We start from the raw sequence: 20,777 nt of genomic DNA on the forward strand, positions 1-20,777 counted from the left end.
ACTTGCCATCCGTAGCGCCTCCAGTGGGGTAATGCCCAGGACGGAAATGGTGTAGTTGACGGCATCAAGCATGCTGATAGCTGCCCCCGCCAATTGCCCGCTGCTGCTTTGCAATCTGTTGTTTTGCAAAGTGATGCGGTGGTTTTCGAAGCGAAATTCCTGTCGCTGTGCGTCAGGTGTCCACATTGCATCGGTCACCAGTAGCATTTTCCCGGGAGGTTTGAGCTTCAGCGCCAGCTGCGCACATAGCTGATGGACGTGATGGCCGTCGGCAATCAGTCCGCACCAACTGTGCGGGTCTGTTAATGCGATCCCGACCATGCCCGGTTCCCGGGATGTCAGCGGGGACATCGCATTAAACAGATGCGTGAAGCCAGTTGCCCCGGCATCCAGTGCGGCCTGTGTTTGCGCAGCTGTCGCGTTAGAGTGACCAAGGCTGACCACAACCTGCTTGCTGACCAGTGCCGAAATTTGCTCCGGCGATACGGTTTCCGGAGCGACAGTCAGCAAAACAGAGCCCAAACCTTTACTCCGGTACAGGGCCAGTTCATGGTCAGCCAGCGGCCGCAGCACCTGATCGTTATGAATGCCCCGTTTTTCTCTGGCGACATGTGGGCCTTCAAAGTGCACGCCAATGATGCCAGGCATCTGTGACGCCATCGCCTGACTTACTGCGGCTGCTGCATGCAGTGCGACTTCGTAATTACTACTGATGACAGTTGGCAGCATACTGGTCGTGCCATAACGGGAATGGGTGTGCATCATTCGCTTCAGCGTATGTAACGAGGGCGCCTGATTGAATAACAGCCCGCCACCACCGTTGACCTGACAATCAATAAAGCCAGGAGCCAGTAAGCCCTTAAGTCGGATCTCAGTCGCGCCGCGGACGGTATCCAAAGTACTGATATAACCGTCTTCGACGCTGAGTGGTCGTTGCTGATGAAGTTGTTCGCCATCAAACAACTGGTCGGCAATTAAGGTCAGTTTCATAGTGTTTCAGCGTTGGCAGCGATGAACTGCCAACGCCTCCTTTCAGTTAGAACGTGACATGAACACCGGCGTAAAATGCGCGGCCAGTGAGGTCAAAAGCAGTACCGTTGGTTAAGGTGCCGGCTTGCTGATACTTGTGGTTAGCCGTTAACAGAGGTGGCATCACATCAAACAGATTGTTGACTCCAATATGTGAGTTCACCTGTGATGACAGCTGATAACTGAGGCGAAGGTCGTTGTAGATCCGTGACGGGACATTGTTTAACTCGTCAGTCATGATCTTGTTGTTATTGCGGTCCTTTGTATTGTCCCAGTAGCGGAGTTGCCAATACAGATTCCAATCAGCCAGCGTGTAGGATGCGCTGAGATTGAAGCGGACTTTCGGGAATAATACTTCACCGTCCAATTGCTGGATGTCGCCGCTGCTGATGCCGGTGATTTCATATTTGTGCAGGAAATTCGCCGCAGCAGCCAGATAAAGTTCACCTTCTCCGACGATGATTTCGTAGCTGGATTCAAAGTCGATGCCTTGGGTTTCAATGATGTTCTCATTGCCGGACGCTGCGTTGACGTCAAGTGCGGCCCCCGTGCGACCATCGCGCCGGACTAAACCGCCGCAATTGGGATCAAAAGCTGACTGTGCCACTGAATAACAGCGATTCAGAATGACGGTCCGATCGGTTTTGTCGATGGCGTCATCAATGTGGATATCGTAGTAATCAACTGAAAGCTGCAGGTCATCGATAGTTGCAGGCGTAAACACCAGCCCGGCAGTAAGGGTATCTGCCTGCTCTTCTCTAACGTTGGTTGAGCCGCTCAGTAACCCCTGAGTATTCTGCCTTTCAACCTGCGTCAGAGTAAAAGCACCGTCGGTACTGATCCGCTGCGCAATGGCGGCAATAGACCGGCAGTTTTGGGCAATATTGCCCGCTGTCGTTGCGTTGATACCGTTGCAAGGGTCTGTGACAAAGGCAGAGGTTGCAGTACCGCCGGCGAACAAATCGCTGACATTCGGTGCCCGTACTGCCGTTGCGACAGCGCCCCGTAAACGCCATGACTCGTTCAGTGGCGCGTCGATGCCAACAGTCCAGTTGCTGGTTTTACCGACTGACGAATAGTCACCAAATCGGACCGCTACATCAAGATTCAGTTGCTCCAGTAACGGCACATGCAGTTCACCAAAAACATCGACGACATCAAATTGCCCCGCTGTTCTGGTAATTTTATTGCCGCGCACAATACCGGCTTCCCGCAGCGGATCTGGCGTCTCTTTGCCTTTTTCTTCGCGATACTCTAACCCTGTGGCGAATGCCAGATTGTTCACATCGCTGCTGATCGCAAAATCAAGATCACCAGCCACAATTGCGTTGATATCGAACTGTTCAACGGAGCCGGTTAATCCTGTGGTGGCGGCAAGATATTTGACCGCTTCAGCAGAGATCCCATCAATTTTAAACGGGTTAAATGGTACACAACCGCTGATACGGGCCAATGGATCGGCACACTGGAAACCACCGCTGCCATTGGATTGTACGTCCAGAGCCTGACGTGCCCGCGCTAAATTGATATCACCATGGTTCACCTGATTTTGATCGGTCACCCCGTAGGTCGAGGTCAAATTTAACGTCATGGCATCATTCAGATCGTACTCATAATCTGCTGCTACGCGAAAAGTGCTACGGGTATTTTCAGCACCGCGATCGCCAAACTCACCCAAACGACGGAACGTTACGCTGACATTATCAAGGCTCTTGATCCCATCAGCTAATAAGGCATTACCCAATTTCGTGCCGGCAAACCAGGGATGGTTGGCGATTGAGATGCCCGTGCTGCCGCCGCGGGACAGCAGAAAGATGTCGTTACGGGTATCTAAAGGAATAGGCTCAAAACGAGCTCTGGAATCGACCCGTGCATAGTTTGCACTGAAGCGGACTCGGGATTCTGCATTCAAATCCATCCCAAGGCCTGCAGCTGCAAACATTCTGTTCAGCGGTGTCAACATGGACCGATAGTCATGAAAGTTAAACGCGTCGGACGTATTCACATCATTTGTTGGCGTATAGAGGCTGCCATCGCCTTTATACTTACCCACACGGGCACCAAAAATATGTGACGAGCCGACAAATTGTGGGGTATCTAACAGGCCGTCTTTGTTGGTATCCACCGCATCTTTATGAACGCGAGAATAATCGCGATCCTTCGCCATCAGACCTTCATCGTCAGAATAGCCGACCGAGAACCAGCTATTGCCACCTTTGAAGTTTTGACCGAAAGTTAATTCCAGATCGTGGGTTTTACGATCGGCTTCCCCACTTTGTCCGGCCCGGGCTTTGAACAGAACCCCTTCAAAATCCTTTTTCAGAATAATGTTAATGACGCCTGCGACAGCATCTGAACCGTAGGCTGCTGATTGACCGCCGGTGAGGATTTCTACCCGGTCGATCAGACTGGTTGGAATGGTATTTAAGTCCACACCGTAACCCGCACCAACCGACATTCCAGATACATAACGGATGCCATCGACCAGCACCAGCGTGCGGGAGGAGCCCAGATTCCTCAGGGCAATTGTATTTAAGCCTGAACTCTGCTCGCTGATGTTCGAACTGGCTGACGTACTATCACCAACAACAGCAGGGATTTTGCCAAGAAAGTCGCCAATGTTGACTGCACCAACACCCTGAATATCTTCAGACGCCATGACTTTGATCGGAGAAGGGGAGTCGAAATTGCCTTTCGGAATATGTGAGCCGGTGACCGCAATTTTCTCAATTTTGGCTTCTTCTGCGGGCTTCGTTTCAGCCGCAACTGCAGTGGAGGCAACGAGTATGCCGGCGGTAATCAATGATCGCTTAAATAAACTATTGAGTGATGCAGACGGATGTTGTGCTTGGATAACCATGTTAAACCTCACTGCGAGCAGTTAATTTTGTTGAATTGGTGTTGTACGGCATACCTGTTATACCAGTATACATTCAACTATCCTACTTTCAATCGTTCTTGCCGTTTTTTTCTACAGAAAATTGATTTGTTGCTGGCCGATGTGACTAGGGGCGGGAGACAAGTCCGCGGTAAACCAAAGGAGATCTGACTCCAGGTTTTGTTTCTCCGCCGATCCAATAAATGTGCTGAGATGTTCGGGCAAGGGTTAGCGGACCTGCACCGCCGGTAAATGGCACCAGATTTTCTAATGCCGACCACTGGTTTGTGCGGGTGTTAAACACTAATTGCCGGCGGCTGAAGTTGATTTCTTCAGCTGTGAGATGGAAATAACGGGTTTTGAATTGTGCCAGTTCCTGGCCCTGCAAGCGGCCAAATTGCGTCAGAGTGTTGTTGAATAGTTCCAGATTGACCCCACCCAAAAGGAGGATCTCGTCCTCATTGAGGGTTACGGCAGCACCGCCTGACACAGAAAATGCTTGCTGCTGATAGCTAACATCGGCAAGTTGTGACCATTGCAGCGTATTCAGATTAAATGCGTAGGCATCCGTTCGGGTAAATTGATTGGAAGAACTCTTGGGATCAATGCCGCCAAACAGATAAAAAGTGCCAGCTAGTTGTTGTGCCGGAAACTGCACCCTTGCCGGGCCTGGGATTGGTTCTAGTTCCTGACAGCGGGCTGTCTGCGGGTTAAAACGACAAACGCCTGCGCTTGCTTGGCCATTGCGCTCGCCACCGAATATAAAAAGTTCCCCCTGATACCAGGCTGCGGCGCCAGAGTGCCAGGTAAACGGCAGTTTTCCCCAGTGCTGGATTGTCGGGTGACCGTCAACAAGACTGACCTCGACGATGTCGGATAATGCACCTTGCGCATTTTGCCCGCCGACTAGCAGCACGCTATGTTCCGCGTGAACCAATGCACCATGCGCAACCGGGTAGGGCAACTGCAGATGATGAGATGGAATAAGCGTTGGCGTTGTCGTGTCGAACAGCCATAGATCGCTGTAATAGGCTTTAATCGCCTGATCAAAAAATGGATGACCATCAGGAAAATTTGCGCCACCGCCAACCAGTAAATAATCCCCCAGCAGGCCGGTAAAAGACGCCGAGATCCCTATAGACGACGTCATACCTTTTGCGGCGGGTAGTTCACCATGCAGGCGCCAGTCGATACGAGGCGCAGAAATATTAGTAACAGGCATCTTTGTCTCTTGATTATTGGAATGAGAAAAGAAGGGCTGACAAGCATAAAGTGTGTACAGGGAGACACCGACGCAAAGCAGTGAAAGTTTCATAAACACCTCATGGGAAAGCCGCCCAAATATCAATAAAAAGCAACCAAGACTTAACTACTGCTAAGTCTTGGTTGAAAAGCCAGTACTATTTCCAGGGACTGCACCGGCTTGGCAGTTGTTGCATCAGAACTGATATTTCAAACCAGCGAAATATTGCCGTCCGATGACGTCATAAGCGCGGGCTTCGGTATTGGTTCCGACACTAAAGCTGTCAGGGCGTGCATTGATATCCGGCTGGACATCAAACAGGTTGTTGGAGCCAATGTAGACATTGAAGTCTTCTGCGAGTTTATAGTTCACGCGCAAGTCGACGTAGGTGGCTGCATCCATCTGGTTTAGATCATCAGACAAATTCGTTTTCCCGAGGTAAGACTGTGTTTCATTGCGATACCGAACCTGAGTGAAGATATTCAGATTATCATTGACATCATAAGAACCATTGAAGGTCAGGCGCATCTCAGGATAGAGCGGGCGACCGACAAACTCTTCTACAGCACCATTGGCATCGGTCACATCGAATTTACTGAGGCTGTTGGCGATGACATTGAGTTTTAGCCCTTCAAACAAATACGACACTTCAATGTCGACGCCCGCAGTTTCAATCCGGCTGGCATTGATTAAGGTTGAACGTAAATTCAGAATTGGGCCATCATTGCTGTCACGCTGCAAATTACCGCCACAGGTTGCATCAAAACCTGAAGCCGCCACGTCATAACAACGTTTCACAAAGACATCAGGGCCTACCCGGGTAATGCCGTCTTCGATATCAATGCCGTAGTAATCGACAGACAAAGACCAATCATCCGAAAGTGAATAGACCGCGCCTAGAGTGATTGAATCGGCTGTTTCTTCTTTCAAAGCAAGCGAACCAGTCTGCAACAGACGCGTGTTGTTGGCTTCAGATGCCACCAGATTAAACGCGCCTTTAGAGGCGATCCGCTGATTGATTGCAGCGATAGAACGGCAGTTCGTGGCGATGTTGCCAGTGCTTGCAGCTGTCACACCATTGCAAGGGTCAACGTTACTAGGAGCCGTCGAGGTTGCGCCAGTTGAGAACAAATCGTTGATATTCGGTGCCCGTACTGAGCTTGAATAAGCCGCACGAAGTTTCAGATCATCGGTCACTGGTGCATCGGCGCCAAATCTGTAGGTAAAGGTGTTGCCTACTGTTGAATATTCACCGGCCCGCAACGCCAGACTGAGATTTAGCCACTCGGCAACAGGCGCCTGAAACTCGGTAAATGCTTCTACGACATCAAAGCTACCGACGATGTCAGCGATGGCCAAGTCACGTGAGATGCCCAGCTGACGGAAGCTGTCCGGTGTTTCGCGGGCTTCCTCTTTACGCCACTCCAAGCCGCCGGCAAAACTCACCGGGCCATCAGATAATTCAATCGGTAAGTTACCAGCCAGCACGCTACTGCCGACAAACTGGCGCAATTCGCCTGATTGCCCGGTATCGATCGCCATGTATTTTACTGCTGCTGGCGAGAATCCGGTGACTCCTGACTTGCCAAGTAAGCTGTCGACTGTATTAAACGGGTTTACCGGCACACAACCCTGTGCACGGGCGGTTGCATCCACGCAACGATAACCACCTTTACCGTCTGCCTCGATTTTCATCGCTTCACGTAACTGGGTTAAGGCAACATCACCGGTTTTATTCATGGTTTGTGAGGTCATGCCAAACACCAGGCTATTGGTCCACATCATGTCATTGGCTAATTCGGTGCTGATGCTACCCGCCGTGCGGAAGGTGTTTCGGCGTTGTGATACCACTTGCGGACCAAATTCAGTCATGCGACGGAAAGTCGAAATCCGGTCAAACGAGGTATTGCTGCCCATCACGCTGAGTAATTGTTGGCCAGCGCTACTGCCAACAAAATAAGGGCTCGTTGCGATATCAATTCCGCTACTGCCACCGGATCCAACCATAAAGACGTTATCCCGAACGCTCAGGGCGATAGGTTCTAACTGCGCAGTTGCAGTGGTTTGCGAGAAGTTGATTTCAAGTTCAGCGCTGGTGTCATCTGAAATTTCGACTGTGGAGCCGGTGGCGATATGGAAGCGTTTGTATGGGGATACAATCTTCCGCGATGCGTGCTGATTGTCGAAATCGCTGGCGCCGTTTGGTACAAAGTTGCTGTCCATCACCGGTTGATTGGTATTAAACGGCTTGCCGTTACCGAAAATAAACAGGTTGCCAAATGATAAGGCTGCACCTGGTACGTGTGCCGGGCCGTTCCGACGAGCGATGGATTCCACGATGCCGTCTTTATTGGTGTCAATAAAGCTCAGTTCGTATTTGGCAAAATCCCGATCCGCAGAATTGAGCCCATCCTGGTTGGCAACACCGACTGACATCCAGGCATTTCCTGCATCGAAGTTCTTACCGTAGGTAAAGTCTACGTTTTGGCGCGCGGCGCCACCGCGTTCAGAGTCGGCGCCAAAAGCATTGAGTTCGGCACCATCAAAGTCTTTTTTCGTGATGATGTTAATCACGCCTGCCACAGCATCTGAACCGTAAATGGCCGATTGTCCGCCCGTTAATACATCTACGCGCTGAATAATTGAGGTTGGGATGGAGTTCAAATCAACGCCATAACCAGAGTTTGCTGAAACCCCGGAGACATACCGGCGACCATTCACCAGCACCAGAGTGCGGGCGGATCCTAAGTTCCGCAGTGAAGTCGTGCTGACGCCGATGTTACTGGCGGTGCCGCCAAACGGCAGGTTATTACTTGAAGCACTTAGTTCAGACGTAATGGCCGGGATCCGGTTTAACGTGTCTTCGACTGAAATAGAGCCGGTGCCTTCAATCAGTTCAGCATCCACTTCCATGATTGGGGCAGAAGACGTGAAGTTGGCACTACCGCCACGCATGATGTGCGAGCCAGTGACCTGAATTTTTTCAATTTCTTTAGTTTCAGCCTTTTTATCACCAACCGCTTGAGCCATGCCCTGAGCAGAGATGGCCATCAGACTGATGGCTAAAAGTGACTTTTTGAAGTGTGTTGACTTGTTTCCTGTGCGTAGTACGACGGCCTTCATTGGGGCTCTCCTGTAAGTAAATGGTTATGACAGTTTAAGTACTACATAACTAGCATTTTACGCAGTTATACTATTAACCTGTTATACCAGTATACGTATTGTTTTTTTAGAAAGTCAAAGAGATTTCTTCGCTGTTTTTTTGAGCACCTTTGTCATGTAGGTATCTGCAACGGATGGATCGGTTGTTGACAGCAGAAGATTGCAGTTCAGCATTGGCCGCGAGTCGGCTCATACTTTCATGGGGATTCTGGTAACACTACCAGACACGCCTATCGCACATTAACGTTTACCGGCCTTTGTTTCTCAAAGCTTGCGCACAAATCTGCCATTTGGATTTGGATGCTCTTTGATTGACCTTCTCCCAAATTTAAGACCAAGACATGTCCTATTTGCTGAAACTGCTGGCAGGCCCCAACAGCATGCTCTACGTTATTATTCATTTAACGGCAATAATTGTTTCGATATCTTCATCTAAACCAACGCCGTCAATGATTTAGCTACCCGCACGCCAAACATCTGAATACTCTGCCGAACCAGCTCTACCCGAGTGTTGCTAATTTTTATTTAAGCCATCGTGGCCGTCACGCCACGCCAGGCCGAGTTGCGGTTGTCGCTTTTTGGGAAAGAGGCAGGCTCCGCCAAATTTGCTAAGTAGAAATGGCTGAACTAGGTTTTAGCGACGGATTCTCGATAAGCGGCACAGCATGGATTCAATATCGCCCCCCATCAATCTCTGTTTGCATTTTCCTGACCTCAGCCTGACACGGCAACTCGAACACTATGCCAATCTGATGAGTGGCTTGTTTGAGCAGGCTTTTGTGCTGTTTGTCGTCCGTAGTGAAAGCACTCAATATTATCTGGCGAGCGATGAGAACCGCGCGAAGTGGGTCGCCTGGGTGTTTACTCAGGCCGGGGTGACGGCGCCGAGCGGGTTGCAGGAATTGCGTTTTTTTTTACCGGGGTACCATTGTTGCTATCAGACGATAACAAGCACCGATAGCGGCCGAAACTTCACCGTGCTGATGGTGCGCAATACGCGGGTGGCTCTGACTGAGCTGCAAGAGCAAGCGATGGATATGCTGGCGCATGCCGCGATTAAAATAGTCTCAATGGATCAGATCCGGCAGTTGCAGCGCACTTCGCATCTGAAAAGCCATTGGCCATTTCATCAGACGGAACATTTGTCTGGTCAGGCACTTGTGCAATGGCAGGAAGGCCGGCTCGAACTGCTGGCAACCACTGATGTTTTTAGCACGTCCAGGGCCGAGTTCTTCAACGATGACAATATCCAGTGCTGGCTGATGCAGCAACTGGCAGGGTTAAAGCCGCAGGAGCTGGCCACCGTCAGATTGTTTCATGCCACAAACCTCTGTGAGCTGCGGCTGTGGCACATGTCCTCAGAACAATGGCTGCTGACATTGGCCGATTTCACGGCCGAGCGTCAGGTACGTCATCTGCAGCAGCAAGACAGGTTGTTACACGGGCTATTTGATAGTGATCTAGCCGGGATGATTGGCCTGAATGAACACTCGGAACTGGTATTTGCCAATAGTACTGCGCGCGAGTTGTTGTGGTTGCCCGCGCAAACCCACCCTGGGGACAAATTTAACTTACATCATGTAGCGTTTCAGCAATTTACCGACCATGACGATGTTGTCAGGGTCGATCCATCAGGGTTTCTGCAAGCGCTGACAAAAACGCAGCTGGTACGGTTTCGGCTGGATTTTCCGGATGGCTCGCAAAAAGTGATCGATTGCCGCGGGCAGCTACGGCAAACCATTGATAACCCTGAAGTCGTTGCGTTTTGCATGTTGTTGGATGTGTCAGAGCAATTTCAGTTGCAACAAGTGCTGTCCGAAATGCGCCAACATATGGAGAACTTACTGAATTTCAGCCCGGTTGTGCTTTATCAGGCAATGGGCGACCTACGTAACGGTTTTCTCTACGTCAGTCCGAATGTGGCAGATATTTTGGGTTGTACTGTTGAGCAAATTTTGTCAGACCCGATGTTTTTCTTCCATCAGGTGCACCCGCAGGACCAAAGCTTATTAACGGAAGAATGGACGGAAAGTTATCTGGAATACCGGTTCTGGTCGCACACGCAACAAAGCTATTTATGGCTTAAAGATATCCGGAACACCCAGTCAAATGATGTGAATAGTTCCTATGGGGCCATCACCAATATCTCTGCGCGTAAATTAGCTGAACTCGAACAGGACCGGCTGTCCCGGGCCTTAGCCCGTCAGCAAAAACATCTGAGTGAAACGCTACACGCGATGACAGACGGCGTCGTCACTATTAATGCGCAGGGCGAAATCCTCAGTTTTAATATGGCGGTATGTCAGTTGTTTGGCTATACATCTGAGCAGTTGTTGGGTGCTCAAATATCGATGCTGATGCCGGAGACTCATGCTCAGCAGCATCAGCACTATTTGAACAGTTATATGCAGACCGGCCAAAAACACATTATGGGCAAAGGACGGCGCTTAATGGCCCGCCACCAGTCCGGCCGGGAATTTCCGATTCGATTGTCCATCGCAGAATTACCGATGGACGAGTTGCAGCAACGATTTTTTGTTGGCAGCTTGCATGATTTGACCTTGGCCGAGCAGCAGCAAGATCAGCTCGTGCAGGCGAGTAAACTGAGTGCGATTGGCACCCTGACCAGCGGGATCGCCCATGATTTCAATAATATTTTGGGCATTGTGCGCGGATACGCTGAATTGCTCAGTATGCAGTCAGATGAAAAGGTGGTGAAGACTGCCCATAACCTGATCAAGGCGGCAGACCGGGGCAGTGCGCTGACAAAAAGCCTGTTGGATTTTTCTTCGAATCGCAGCCGGCAAACCCAATCCACTGAACTTGGACAATTGTTGCAAGAGTTAACACCGATGCTGAAAGAGGCCTGTGGCCCCAGCAGTGGTGTCAAGCTGGTCTTGCAGCCAGCAGCAGCGCCGCTGTGGGTCACTGTTGAAAAAGGTGGCCTTGAAGATGTGCTGCTGAATATGGTGATCAATGCGGTCCATGCGACAGCCCCTGCCGGTGTCATTACGATTGGTTTTTGCCAGAAAGAAGTCCGGGATTCCGTGCATTTTGTCGAACCTGTGCCGGTGGGGCATTACGCTTGCCTGACGATTAGCGATACAGGCCGGGGGATGTCTGAACAAGTTCAGCATAAAATTTTTGAACCGTTTTTTTCGACCAAAGGTGCGCAAGGCACCGGATTGGGTCTGGCCCAGGTGTTTGGCTTTATCAGGCGTAGTCAGGGCGGCATTACGGTCGAGTCCACCGAAGGGGTGGGTACCCGGTTTGAACTCTATTTGCCGGTCGCAACACAGATAAGCCCCCCTGTGCCGGCTGCGCAGTCTGAGGCGTTTCGCCCCGTGGCCGCAGACAAGTCACCAACAGCGACGGCGGCGCAAATTCTGCTGGTTGACGATGATGTTGAGCTACTCGATGTGCACGCGACCATTTTAGAGGCCGCCGGTTTTAGCGTTTGCAGTTGTAACAGTGCAAAGGCAGCGTTGCAACAACTGGAACAACAACGCTTTGCCCTGTTGATCAGCGATATCTTGATGCCGGAGATGAATGGCTTTGAGTTATGCAGTGCGGCTGCGCTGCAGCAGCCTGATCTAGCAATGTTGCTGGTCAGTGCTTTTGCCGATGAAAACCTGATTGACGATGAAGCAAACCGAATACGCTACCAGCAACGTCTGGAGAAACCAGTGCGGGCCTCGTTGTTAATCAAGCGGGTCAGGGAATTATTGTCAAAAGTTTCTTAGGATACGGAGTGCAATATGATGTCGCATCTTGTTTGCATGATCGACGACGACCCCGATTATTTACAGATGTGTTCGCAGTTTTTGGCGTCTGTCGATATTGCAGTGCAGGGTTTTACTTGTCTGCATGATGCTGCCGATGCGGTTTGTCAGGCCAAAGTGGTGATTTTAGATTTGGATATGCCACATATTGATGGTGTTGAAACACTGCGCTGGCTAAGTCGGCAAGCTTTTTCAGGCTATCTGGTGATTGTCAGTGGTCATGATATTTCTATTGTGCATGCCGCCCGCGAACTGGCCAAAGCACAGGGCTTGCAGGTGGCGGACGCGCTGACCAAGCCACTGGATATGCAGGCATTTAGCAGGAAAATTCAGCAACTTTTGCAAGTGCAGCTGCAACCGAAGGCCGGGACGGGCAACCAACCTGCCATCACAGCGGCTGATCTGGTGGCGGCTTTGCAGCGCAATGAGCTCAGTTTGTGTTATCAGCCGAAGTATCAGCTGACAGACAACAAACTGGTTGGATTTGAAGCATTGGCCCGCTGGAAATCACCGCTGTTTGGTCAGGTACCGCCGACGGTTTTTATTCAACTGGCCGAGCAATCAGGTGTTATTGATGCATTGACGGACTGGGTGTTAGCCGAGGTCATCGCGCAACTATCCCGCTGGTCGGAGCAAAAATTATCAACTTGTGTGGCGGTGAATTTATCGTTGATCAATCTGCAGAATATCAATTTTCCTGCAAGGTTATTGCACGAGCTCAAATGTCATCAGCTACAACCGCAGCAACTAGTGCTGGAACTGACCGAATCAGCCTTCATGAATGAAGTGGTTACAGCGTTAGATATTCTGATCCGCTTACGGATGAACGGTATTGAATTATCTATCGATGATTTTGGCACCGGATATTCGTCTTTAGCCCAACTGCAGCGGATCCCATTTACCGAGTTAAAAATTGACCGGCGTTTTATTGCCAATTTTCTGCATGAAGCCGAAAGTCAGGCTATTGTTGAAACGTGTATCAATCTTGCGCACAAAATGCACATCAGGACTGTGGCCGAAGGGGTCGAAACCGCGGAGACGCTACAGGCATTGCAGGCCATAGGCTGTGATTATGCGCAAGGCTATTTTTTCCACCCGCCGCTCACTGTCCCGCAGGCCACAGAACTACTCAAAGCTGTCGTACTATAAGGAAATGCTGATGACCGATACGAACGAATTAAAAATTATCTACATTGAAGACGATCATCAGGTTGCTGCCATGACGTTGGACTACCTGCAATCAAAGGGACATCGGGTGGTCCATTTTGACCAGTGGCCGGCTAACGGCTTTAGTGCTGTGCGCGACCAAATGCCCGACATGCCGGATATTCTGATCCTGGATGTGAATTTACCCGGTACTGACGGCTATCAGTTATGTCAGCGCTTCAGGGAGGAGTACTTACCGGACAGCGCCGGCGTGATCTTCACCTCAGGTCTGATGGATGATGAAGACATCATCAAGGCCTTTGAGGTTGGTGCTGATGACTATTTAGTGAAGCCAGTGCGTTTGGCTGAGTTGAGTATCAAGCTACAACAGGTACATCAGCAGCGCATTGAGTTTGTCAGCCGTGGTGAACAGGCGCAAGCCGCGATGCAAATGGCCTTTAGTGCGATGCGCACATCGTCTGAATTAGGCGAAATCTTGCGTTATCAGGAAAATATTCACCGTTTGCCGGATGCGGCAGCCATTGCGGCAGCTAGTTTTGAGGTGTTGCAGCATTTCGACTTGCAGGCATCCATGATGTTTTTCCACGAGACTGAGCCATTGTTTTTCCGCTTTGATGGCCTGGAAAAGTCGATAGAGCGCGAAACGATGCTGGCAACACGCGCCAGAGGCAGAATGTATCACTGGAAGCAGCTGACGTTCCTCAACTATGACTATGTCTCATTGTTGTTTCACAATATGCCGTTACAAGATGAAGAGCGTTATGGCGTACTGAAAGATCAAATTTGTTTGTTATTCAATGGTATGGATACTCGGCTGACCGCATTGCTGATGCAGCGTAAAGACGTTGAAAAGCAAGCTAAAATGAAGAGTGCCTCTAATGTTCTGGCTGCGATTGCGTTAGAGAGTGAACAAAGCAGTCGCGCCTATTCCGAGCAATTTGAACGAATTATGCTCGACATGCAGACCAATATTAAAGCCGAGCTGGCTCAGTTCAATTTAATTGAAAGTGAAGAAGAAGTGCTGCTTGGACATATCGACGAAGGCTTGCGGCAGGCCAGTGACTTGTTTGACGAGAGTATTGCCAACGGTCGGCAGCAAAAAGAATTGATCGAAAAAGTGATGAGCAAGCTGCAAAGCTGTTGATAACGCTCCTGCAGCCTGAAGTCAGCCGATCAATTCAAAGTGTAGTGACGACGCCAAGCGAGGTGGTATTTGTTAAAGCCAGAGCTGCCTGATACAGAGATCCACCGCTTAACAGCGCTGCGAGATCTGCACGTGCTGGATACGCCTGCTGAAAGTCGATTTGACCAGATCACCGCTCTGGTCAGCCTGACATTTAACTGCCAGATTGTCTTGGTGTCGCTGGTTGACGCTGATCGGCAATGGTTTAAATCCCGTCAGGGGCTGGATGCCTGCCAGACTTCCCGTGATATCTCATTTTGTGGTCACGCGATTTTGCAAGACGGTCTGTTTGAGATCTGTGATGCCGCCGCAGATCCGCGTTTTGCCGACAACCCGTTAGTCACAGCTGCGCCGTTTATCCGCTTCTACGCCGGACATACTTTAAGAAGTATTGATGGTTATGCTCTGGGGACTTTGTGTTTGATTGGCAGCGAGCCGCGTCAATTAAATACAGAGGAAAAACAGCGGTTGGCAGGTTTTGCTGCTTTGTGTGAGCGTGAACTGCAAAACTCTTTGCTCTATGAAGCGCAACTGAGTCTGATTAAAAGTAAAAAACTAGTTTCGGCGGTCACGCAGCTGCAGTCAGCTTTCATTCAAACCCTCGACAACCATATGGCTTATGATCAGCTACTCGAAGAGCTGTTACAGGTCATGGACAGTGAATATGGCTTTGTTGGTGAGATCTTAATTGATAGTGCAGGGCAGCCTTATTTAAAAACCTTTGCATTGACCAATATCTCCTGGGACGACACCACCCGGGCTTTTTACCAACAGCATGCGCCCTCGGGGCTGGAGTTTCGCAACTTAAATACTTTGTTTGGTGCTGCGATCAGAACCGGCGAAGTAGTGATGGCAAACGACCCGGCAACGGATCCTCGCGCGAACGGTATTCCATCCGGTCATCCTCCATTAAATACCTTTTTAGGTTTACCGGTTTTTTTTAATGGCAGTATGAATGCGATGGTCGGTCTGGCCAATAAACCGCAGGGTTACAACGAAGCTGATGTACAGTTTTTACAGCCACTGCTTGCCGCGATTGGTCAGTTAGTACATGCCCGTCGTGTCGAAACTCAAAATCTACAATACCAGTCGGAACTGGCAAAACTGTCTGCCGTTGCGACCAAAACTACCAACCAAGTCATTTTGACTGACGTCTCCGGCAAAATTGTTTGGGTTAATCAGCCGTTTGAGCAATTGACCGGCTATACGCTGGATGAAGTGATAGGGCAGAAGCCCGGCGATTTGCTGCAAGGCCCGGCTTCAGATCCGGCTCAAGTTGACGTGATGCGACAGGCAATCCAGCACGATCAACCATTTAAAGTTGATATCGTCAATTACACCAAAGCCGGTGAACCTTATTGGGTGCGCATTCAAAGTGACCCGGTGCTGGATGAACACGGGCAGTTGCAGGGATTTATTGCCATTGAGAGTGATATCAGCGCCGAACGTCAGCAAACTGCGCTGATCGAACAAAATGAACAGCGTTTAACTGCAGTGCTCGATGCGACGCAAATCGCCACCTGGGAGTGGAATGTTCAAACCGGCGAAACCAATTACAACGAACGCTGGGCGGAGATTATCGGTTACAGCCTGGCCGAATTGCAGCCGCTCTCGCTCAACACCTGGGTGCAGTTCTCCCACCCTGATGATTTAGAGGCTAGTAATGCCGCCTTACAAGAGCATTTTGCCGGCAAAACCAGTCATTACGATCTGTATTGTCGTATGCGGCATAAACAGGGGCACTGGGTGTGGGTGCATGATCGCGGTCAGGTGAAAACCTGGACCGCGGATGGTAAGCCATTGTTGATGTATGGCACTCATGCTGATGTCAGCGCCCAAAAAGCGATTGAACTGGCACTGAAGCAAAATAAAGATGACATGGAGTCTTTGTTAACAAACATGCCCGCTGTCAGCTACCGGCAAACGGCGCATGGGGTTTTTTCCTTTATTAGTCCGCAAATCCAGCAGCTGACTGGCCACTCCCATGCTGAATTTGAGTTGCATGGCCGGCTGTTGACTGAGTTGATGCATCCGGATGATCTGGATGACTATCAGATTGTGAAGACAACGGCATCAACTCATGGATTCTGGAATACCAATTTCCGTCTGCGTCACCGCGATGGGCATTGGGTTTGGGTGAATGAGCGGGTACATCAGCGTTTTGATGAGCAGGGACAGTGTGTTGGCTACGACGGGTTTTTATTGGATATTTCTGACGAAGTTGCCGCGCAGCAAACGATCAAACGTCAACTGACAGCTCTGGAGACGCTCAGTGATATTGCATCGACCGCCGAACTTGATGCTGAGCTGCAGATCAGCGATGCATTGATGAAAACTACAGCTCATCTGGGATTTGATGATGCCATGGTTCTAGAGCTCAGGAATGGCATGCTGCAGCTGGCATTCTCTTGCCACAAATCGCCCAGTTATACCCCGATGCCGGCCTCCATTGCGTTGTTGCAGCAGCTCAATGCCGCTGAGTTACAGGAAATCCGTCCTGGTATGAATGCCGCTTTTGATCCCTGGCTTGCGATAAATCAATGGTCTTGTGTTTATGCGGTGTACTTACGTTGGGGTGAGCAGCAAGGCATGTTGATATTTACGACGGATGTCTGGTTCACACTGAACTTAACTTCTTCTGAAAAAATGTTTGTCACCTTGTTTGTACGCTGGTTGAACGCAACTTTAGAACGATTTGAACATTCAGCTCAGCTACAACGGCTCACATCACAGCTGCCAGGCATGCTCTACCAGTTTCAGCGTTGGCCAGATGGCCGCACCGCCTTCCCGTACAGTAGCCCCGGCATTACGGCTATTTACGAAGTGACGCCGGCGCAAGTTGAGCAGGATGCAACCATCGCCTTTAGTAAATTGCATCCAGATGATCTGGCAAAAATTCAACAATCGATCGAAGACTCCAGCGCGACTTTAACCCGCTGGCATTGTGTGTATCGTACCTTGTTAAGCGATGGTGTCGTGCGCTGGCTCGAAGGCAGCGCGCAACCCCAAAGGTTGGAAGACGGCAGTACCCTTTGGCACGGCTACATTCATGATATTACAGAAGAAAAAAATACCGCACTTGAGCTGGCCTCGAGCGAGGCCAGATTACGCAGCTTTTTTGCCTTGTCACCGGTCGGGATTGCGCTGAATGATTTGCGCAGTGGCCGCTTTGTCGACGTAAACCAGGCGATGGTTCAACCTTCAGGCTATGAAATTGACGAGTTTATGCAGCTGGATTATTGGCAGCTGACGCCGACTGAATATGCTGAACGTGAGCAGCAACAACTACAGATCCTGCAACAAACCGGCCGATATGGGCCATACGAAAAAGAGTATCTGCGACGCGATGGCAGCCGTTATCCGGTCGTGCTCAATGGTGTGTTGTTTAAAGATGGCAGTGGCCGGGATTTGATTTGGTCGATTGTCGAAGATATTTCAGTACGGAAAGCGACGGAAACCGCGTTGTTAAATGCCAAAGCCATGGCTGAATCAGCAGCGCAAATGAAATCGATGTTTTTGGCAAATATGAGTCATGAGATCCGTACCCCGCTCAATGGCGTCATTGGCATGCTCGATTTATTAGCCCGGACACCGCTAACTGATCAGCAGCAGGCGCACTTAGCGGTTGCTATCCGCTCGGGCCAGTCTTTGATGAGTATTATCAACGACATATTGGACTTTTCCAAAATTGAAGCCGGTAAAGTGTCATTAGAGTCAACGGATTTTTCGTTAACCGGCGCCGTGCAAGATGTGGTCAGTTTGCTGGACCATGTCGCTGTCGCCAAGAATGTCGCCGTGCATCTGCAATATGGGCCGCTGCAGCAGATAGACGTTTGTGGGGATGAGGTTCGGTTTAAACAGATCATTAGTAATCTGTTGGGGAATGCGCTGAAATTCACCAGCGCAGGGGCGGTGACCATTGAACTGAGCAGCCACTTCGAGGGAAATAAAGTGATTTGTGATGTGCAGGTGACTGACACGGGGATAGGCATGTCGACCGAGCAACAGGATGTCCTTTTTAGTCCCTTTACTCAAGCTGATGTGTCCACGACCAGACGATTTGGTGGTACTGGGTTGGGGTTGGCGATCTCCCGCCAGTTATGCCGTCTGATGGGTGGTGACATCTCGGTAAGCAGTCAGCTAGGTCAGGGGTCGTGCTTTAGTTTTTATGTGGCACTCGATACTGCTTTAACCAATAAAAGCCGCAGTAGTATGATTTATCCGCAGCGTGCTGAGGCTTTGGCGGGGCACAAAGTACTGCTGGTGGAAGACAATGAAGTCAATACGATGATTGCCAGCATGATGTTGCAAGAGGCAGGCATTGTCGTGAGCAAGGCGCAAAATGGGCTTGATGCCTTGCGAGTACTCGCAGCAGAGTCGTCGGCTGGGACTGCGCAAATTGAATTGATACTGATGGATTGCCTGATGCCGGAAATGGATGGATTTGCCGCGACCCGGGCAATCCGGCGCGGTGAAGCTGGTGCCTGCTGGCAAACCATTCCGATTATTGCCTTAACGGCCAACGCTATCGTTGAAGAGCAGAAAAAGTGTCGTGATGCCGGCATGAACGACTTTCTCAGTAAGCCAATTCAGGCCAAGGTATTGTTAGCAAAAATCGCTGAGTATTTATGTCCGGAAGTTTCGTCTGAGAATTCATCTGCAAGCAACCAGACCGGGTCAGTATCCACTGCAATCACCCCTCCTTCAATAACGCAAGTTAGCTGGGATCTGGCCGCGTTACAGAGCCAGTTTGGTTCAATGGCAACTCTTATTCCGCAGTTGATCCCGGTATTCCTTGAACAAACAGATTCGATTGCGACCACGTTGGATGACATGCTCGCCCGGCAGGATTGGCGGGGAATTCAATTAAAAGCACATTCGCTAAAAGGGTCGTCAGCTCAACTGCTGCTGATGGCGCTGAAAGAGGCGGCCGCCGCAGTTGAACAATACGCGCAAGGACTGAGTCAGTCGGGATTACCACCTGCTGACAATGCGGCAAACCTATCGGAAATTCGCAGCGCCATCCTGATTTTACAGCAGGTACTCGAAGCAAGTCGACACCGGTTGCGTGCAGCCATCCTATAAATATCAGCAATTTAACTTAGATACATTGGCTATTTTCGGGCGCGCTGACTATAACCAATAGACACCCCATAGAGAATGAATGTTCCCTGAACGTGGAGACAAGCCTCGTGTTATTGATCCATAAAATTGCGCTAATTGTCTCAGTGCTTGTCGCCTGGATATTGTTCCTGGTGGATTTTGAATTGATTGCACTGTTGTTGTTATCGGGTTGTACCGCCGTACTGTTTTGGCGTCTATTCACTGTCAACGCGACCGCGGAGCCACTGGCTGACCGGGAGCCTGCGCCGGATTTATCGCGTTTTGTCGCGCATTTTGCGGAATACAAAAGGCTGCTGGTGGATTTGCTGCAGCAAGGTCAGCAAAACCTGCAAAAAATCGAGCAAACGCAGACCGATGCGGTGACTACACTCAGTGACAGTTTCCTAGGCTTACTCGAGTCGACACAGAAACAAACCGAGTACATCCAGGCACTGTTAAGAGGCGGTCAAAGCTCGACGACAGGTGTGTCATGGATGAGTGAATTTGCCGGTAGTACCGCTATCACTTTGGACCGCTTTGTCGAGACGACGGTCAGTATGTCGGCGGCGTCGATGGACTTAGTGAATAAAGTCGACAAAGTGAATAATGCCGTGCCCGACATTATGAAAGCACTCAAAGACATCGACCAAATCGCCTCTCAAACCAACTTACTTGCGTTAAATGCCGCGATTGAAGCCGCCAGAGCCGGTGACGCGGGCAGAGGTTTTGCCGTAGTTGCTGATGAAGTCCGTGCTTTATCAAATCGCAGTGCCGGTTTTAGCGAACAAATCCAACAGAAATTGCGTGATATCGCGCTGCAGATAGAACAGCTATCTGTGGATATTGGCAAAGTGGCGTCGCAGGATGTGACCTATGTCATGGCGTCTAAAAAAGAAGTACAGGCGGCTTTTTCTCAATTAGTGAGTAAATCCGCTGCTGAAACAGAGATCGCCAAACAGCTGGATGAAAAAGCCCAAGCGTTGGCTGACTCAATCAATCAGGCCATTCGTGGCTTACAGTTTGGCGATATCAATGCCCAGCACCTGCAATTTGTTAGCGAAGATTTATCAAATATTAAACAGTCATTATTAAAAATTACGGATGATAACCAGCTAGTCAATGAGATCAATAACGCCCGCAACTTATTGTCCAAACATAATGAGCGACGCGCAAATCCGGTATCTTCACATTCTGTGCAGGCTGGCGACATAGAATTATTTTAATTAAAGG

The 20,777-nt window shown here is 50.0% G+C and carries 9 protein-coding genes; 5 read left to right on the forward strand and 4 right to left on the reverse strand.

Annotated elements, in window-relative coordinates; genetic code table 11:
- From nagA to ACFFJP_RS02765, 4 genes are all read right to left on the reverse strand, one after another.
- On the reverse strand, positions 1-990 hold a 990-nt coding region (nagA, locus tag ACFFJP_RS02750; RefSeq protein ID WP_377240249.1), incomplete at its 3' end, for an N-acetylglucosamine-6-phosphate deacetylase.
- Positions 991-1,036: 46 nt separating this feature from the next.
- Positions 1,037-3,889 carry a TonB-dependent receptor plug domain-containing protein gene (locus ACFFJP_RS02755; protein WP_377240251.1) on the reverse strand — a complete coding sequence of 951 codons (2,853 nt, stop codon included), beginning with the start codon at positions 3,887-3,889 and terminating at the stop codon, positions 1,037-1,039.
- Positions 3,890-4,034: 145 nt separating this feature from the next.
- Positions 4,035-5,222 carry a Kelch repeat-containing protein gene (locus ACFFJP_RS02760; protein ID WP_377240254.1) on the reverse strand — a complete coding sequence of 396 codons (1,188 nt, stop codon included), beginning with the start codon at positions 5,220-5,222 and terminating at the stop codon, positions 4,035-4,037.
- A gap of 123 nt (positions 5,223-5,345) precedes the next feature.
- On the reverse strand, positions 5,346-8,273 hold the full coding sequence (locus ACFFJP_RS02765; protein WP_377240256.1) for a TonB-dependent receptor domain-containing protein: 2,928 nt from the start codon (positions 8,271-8,273) through the stop codon (positions 5,346-5,348).
- Between the two features lie 704 nt (positions 8,274-8,977).
- Here ACFFJP_RS02765 and ACFFJP_RS02770 point away from each other — a divergent pair.
- The 5 genes from ACFFJP_RS02770 (at position 8,978) to ACFFJP_RS02790 (ending at position 20,770) form a co-directional block, all read left to right on the forward strand.
- The gene (locus tag ACFFJP_RS02770; RefSeq protein WP_377240258.1) at positions 8,978-12,055 is read left to right on the forward strand and encodes a hybrid sensor histidine kinase/response regulator; all 3,078 of its coding nucleotides are present in this window, start codon (positions 8,978-8,980) and stop codon (positions 12,053-12,055) included.
- Between the two features lie 15 nt (positions 12,056-12,070).
- The gene (locus tag ACFFJP_RS02775; protein WP_377240261.1) at positions 12,071-13,243 is read left to right on the forward strand and encodes a GGDEF/EAL domain-containing response regulator; all 1,173 of its coding nucleotides are present in this window, start codon (positions 12,071-12,073) and stop codon (positions 13,241-13,243) included.
- Positions 13,244-13,253: 10 nt separating this feature from the next.
- Positions 13,254-14,405, forward strand: coding sequence for a response regulator transcription factor (locus tag ACFFJP_RS02780; protein WP_377240264.1), 1,152 nt, complete (start codon positions 13,254-13,256; stop codon positions 14,403-14,405).
- 69 nt (positions 14,406-14,474) lie between these two features.
- Positions 14,475-19,529, forward strand: coding sequence for a PAS domain S-box protein (locus ACFFJP_RS02785; RefSeq protein ID WP_377240267.1), 5,055 nt, complete (start codon positions 14,475-14,477; stop codon positions 19,527-19,529).
- Between the two features lie 107 nt (positions 19,530-19,636).
- Positions 19,637-20,770, forward strand: coding sequence for a methyl-accepting chemotaxis protein (locus ACFFJP_RS02790; RefSeq protein ID WP_377240270.1), 1,134 nt, complete (start codon positions 19,637-19,639; stop codon positions 20,768-20,770).
- The last annotated feature ends 7 nt before the right edge of the window (positions 20,771-20,777 follow it).

The organism is Rheinheimera tilapiae, from assembly GCF_042432165.1.
Classification (GTDB): domain Bacteria; phylum Pseudomonadota; class Gammaproteobacteria; order Enterobacterales; family Alteromonadaceae; genus Pararheinheimera; species Pararheinheimera tilapiae.

Excerpts from the sequence above, each read along its gene's own strand:
- ACFFJP_RS02755 (WP_377240251.1), bottom strand. The coding sequence starts at position 3,889 with ATGGTTATCCAAGCACAACATCCGTCTGCATCACTCAATAGTTTATTT.
- ACFFJP_RS02760 (WP_377240254.1), bottom strand. The coding sequence starts at position 5,222 with ATGAAACTTTCACTGCTTTGCGTCGGTGTCTCCCTGTACACACTTTAT.
- ACFFJP_RS02765 (WP_377240256.1), bottom strand. The coding sequence starts at position 8,273 with ATGAAGGCCGTCGTACTACGCACAGGAAACAAGTCAACACACTTCAAA.
- ACFFJP_RS02770 (WP_377240258.1), top strand. The coding sequence starts at position 8,978 with ATGGATTCAATATCGCCCCCCATCAATCTCTGTTTGCATTTTCCTGAC.
- ACFFJP_RS02775 (WP_377240261.1), top strand. The coding sequence starts at position 12,071 with ATGATGTCGCATCTTGTTTGCATGATCGACGACGACCCCGATTATTTA.
- ACFFJP_RS02780 (WP_377240264.1), top strand. The coding sequence starts at position 13,254 with ATGACCGATACGAACGAATTAAAAATTATCTACATTGAAGACGATCAT.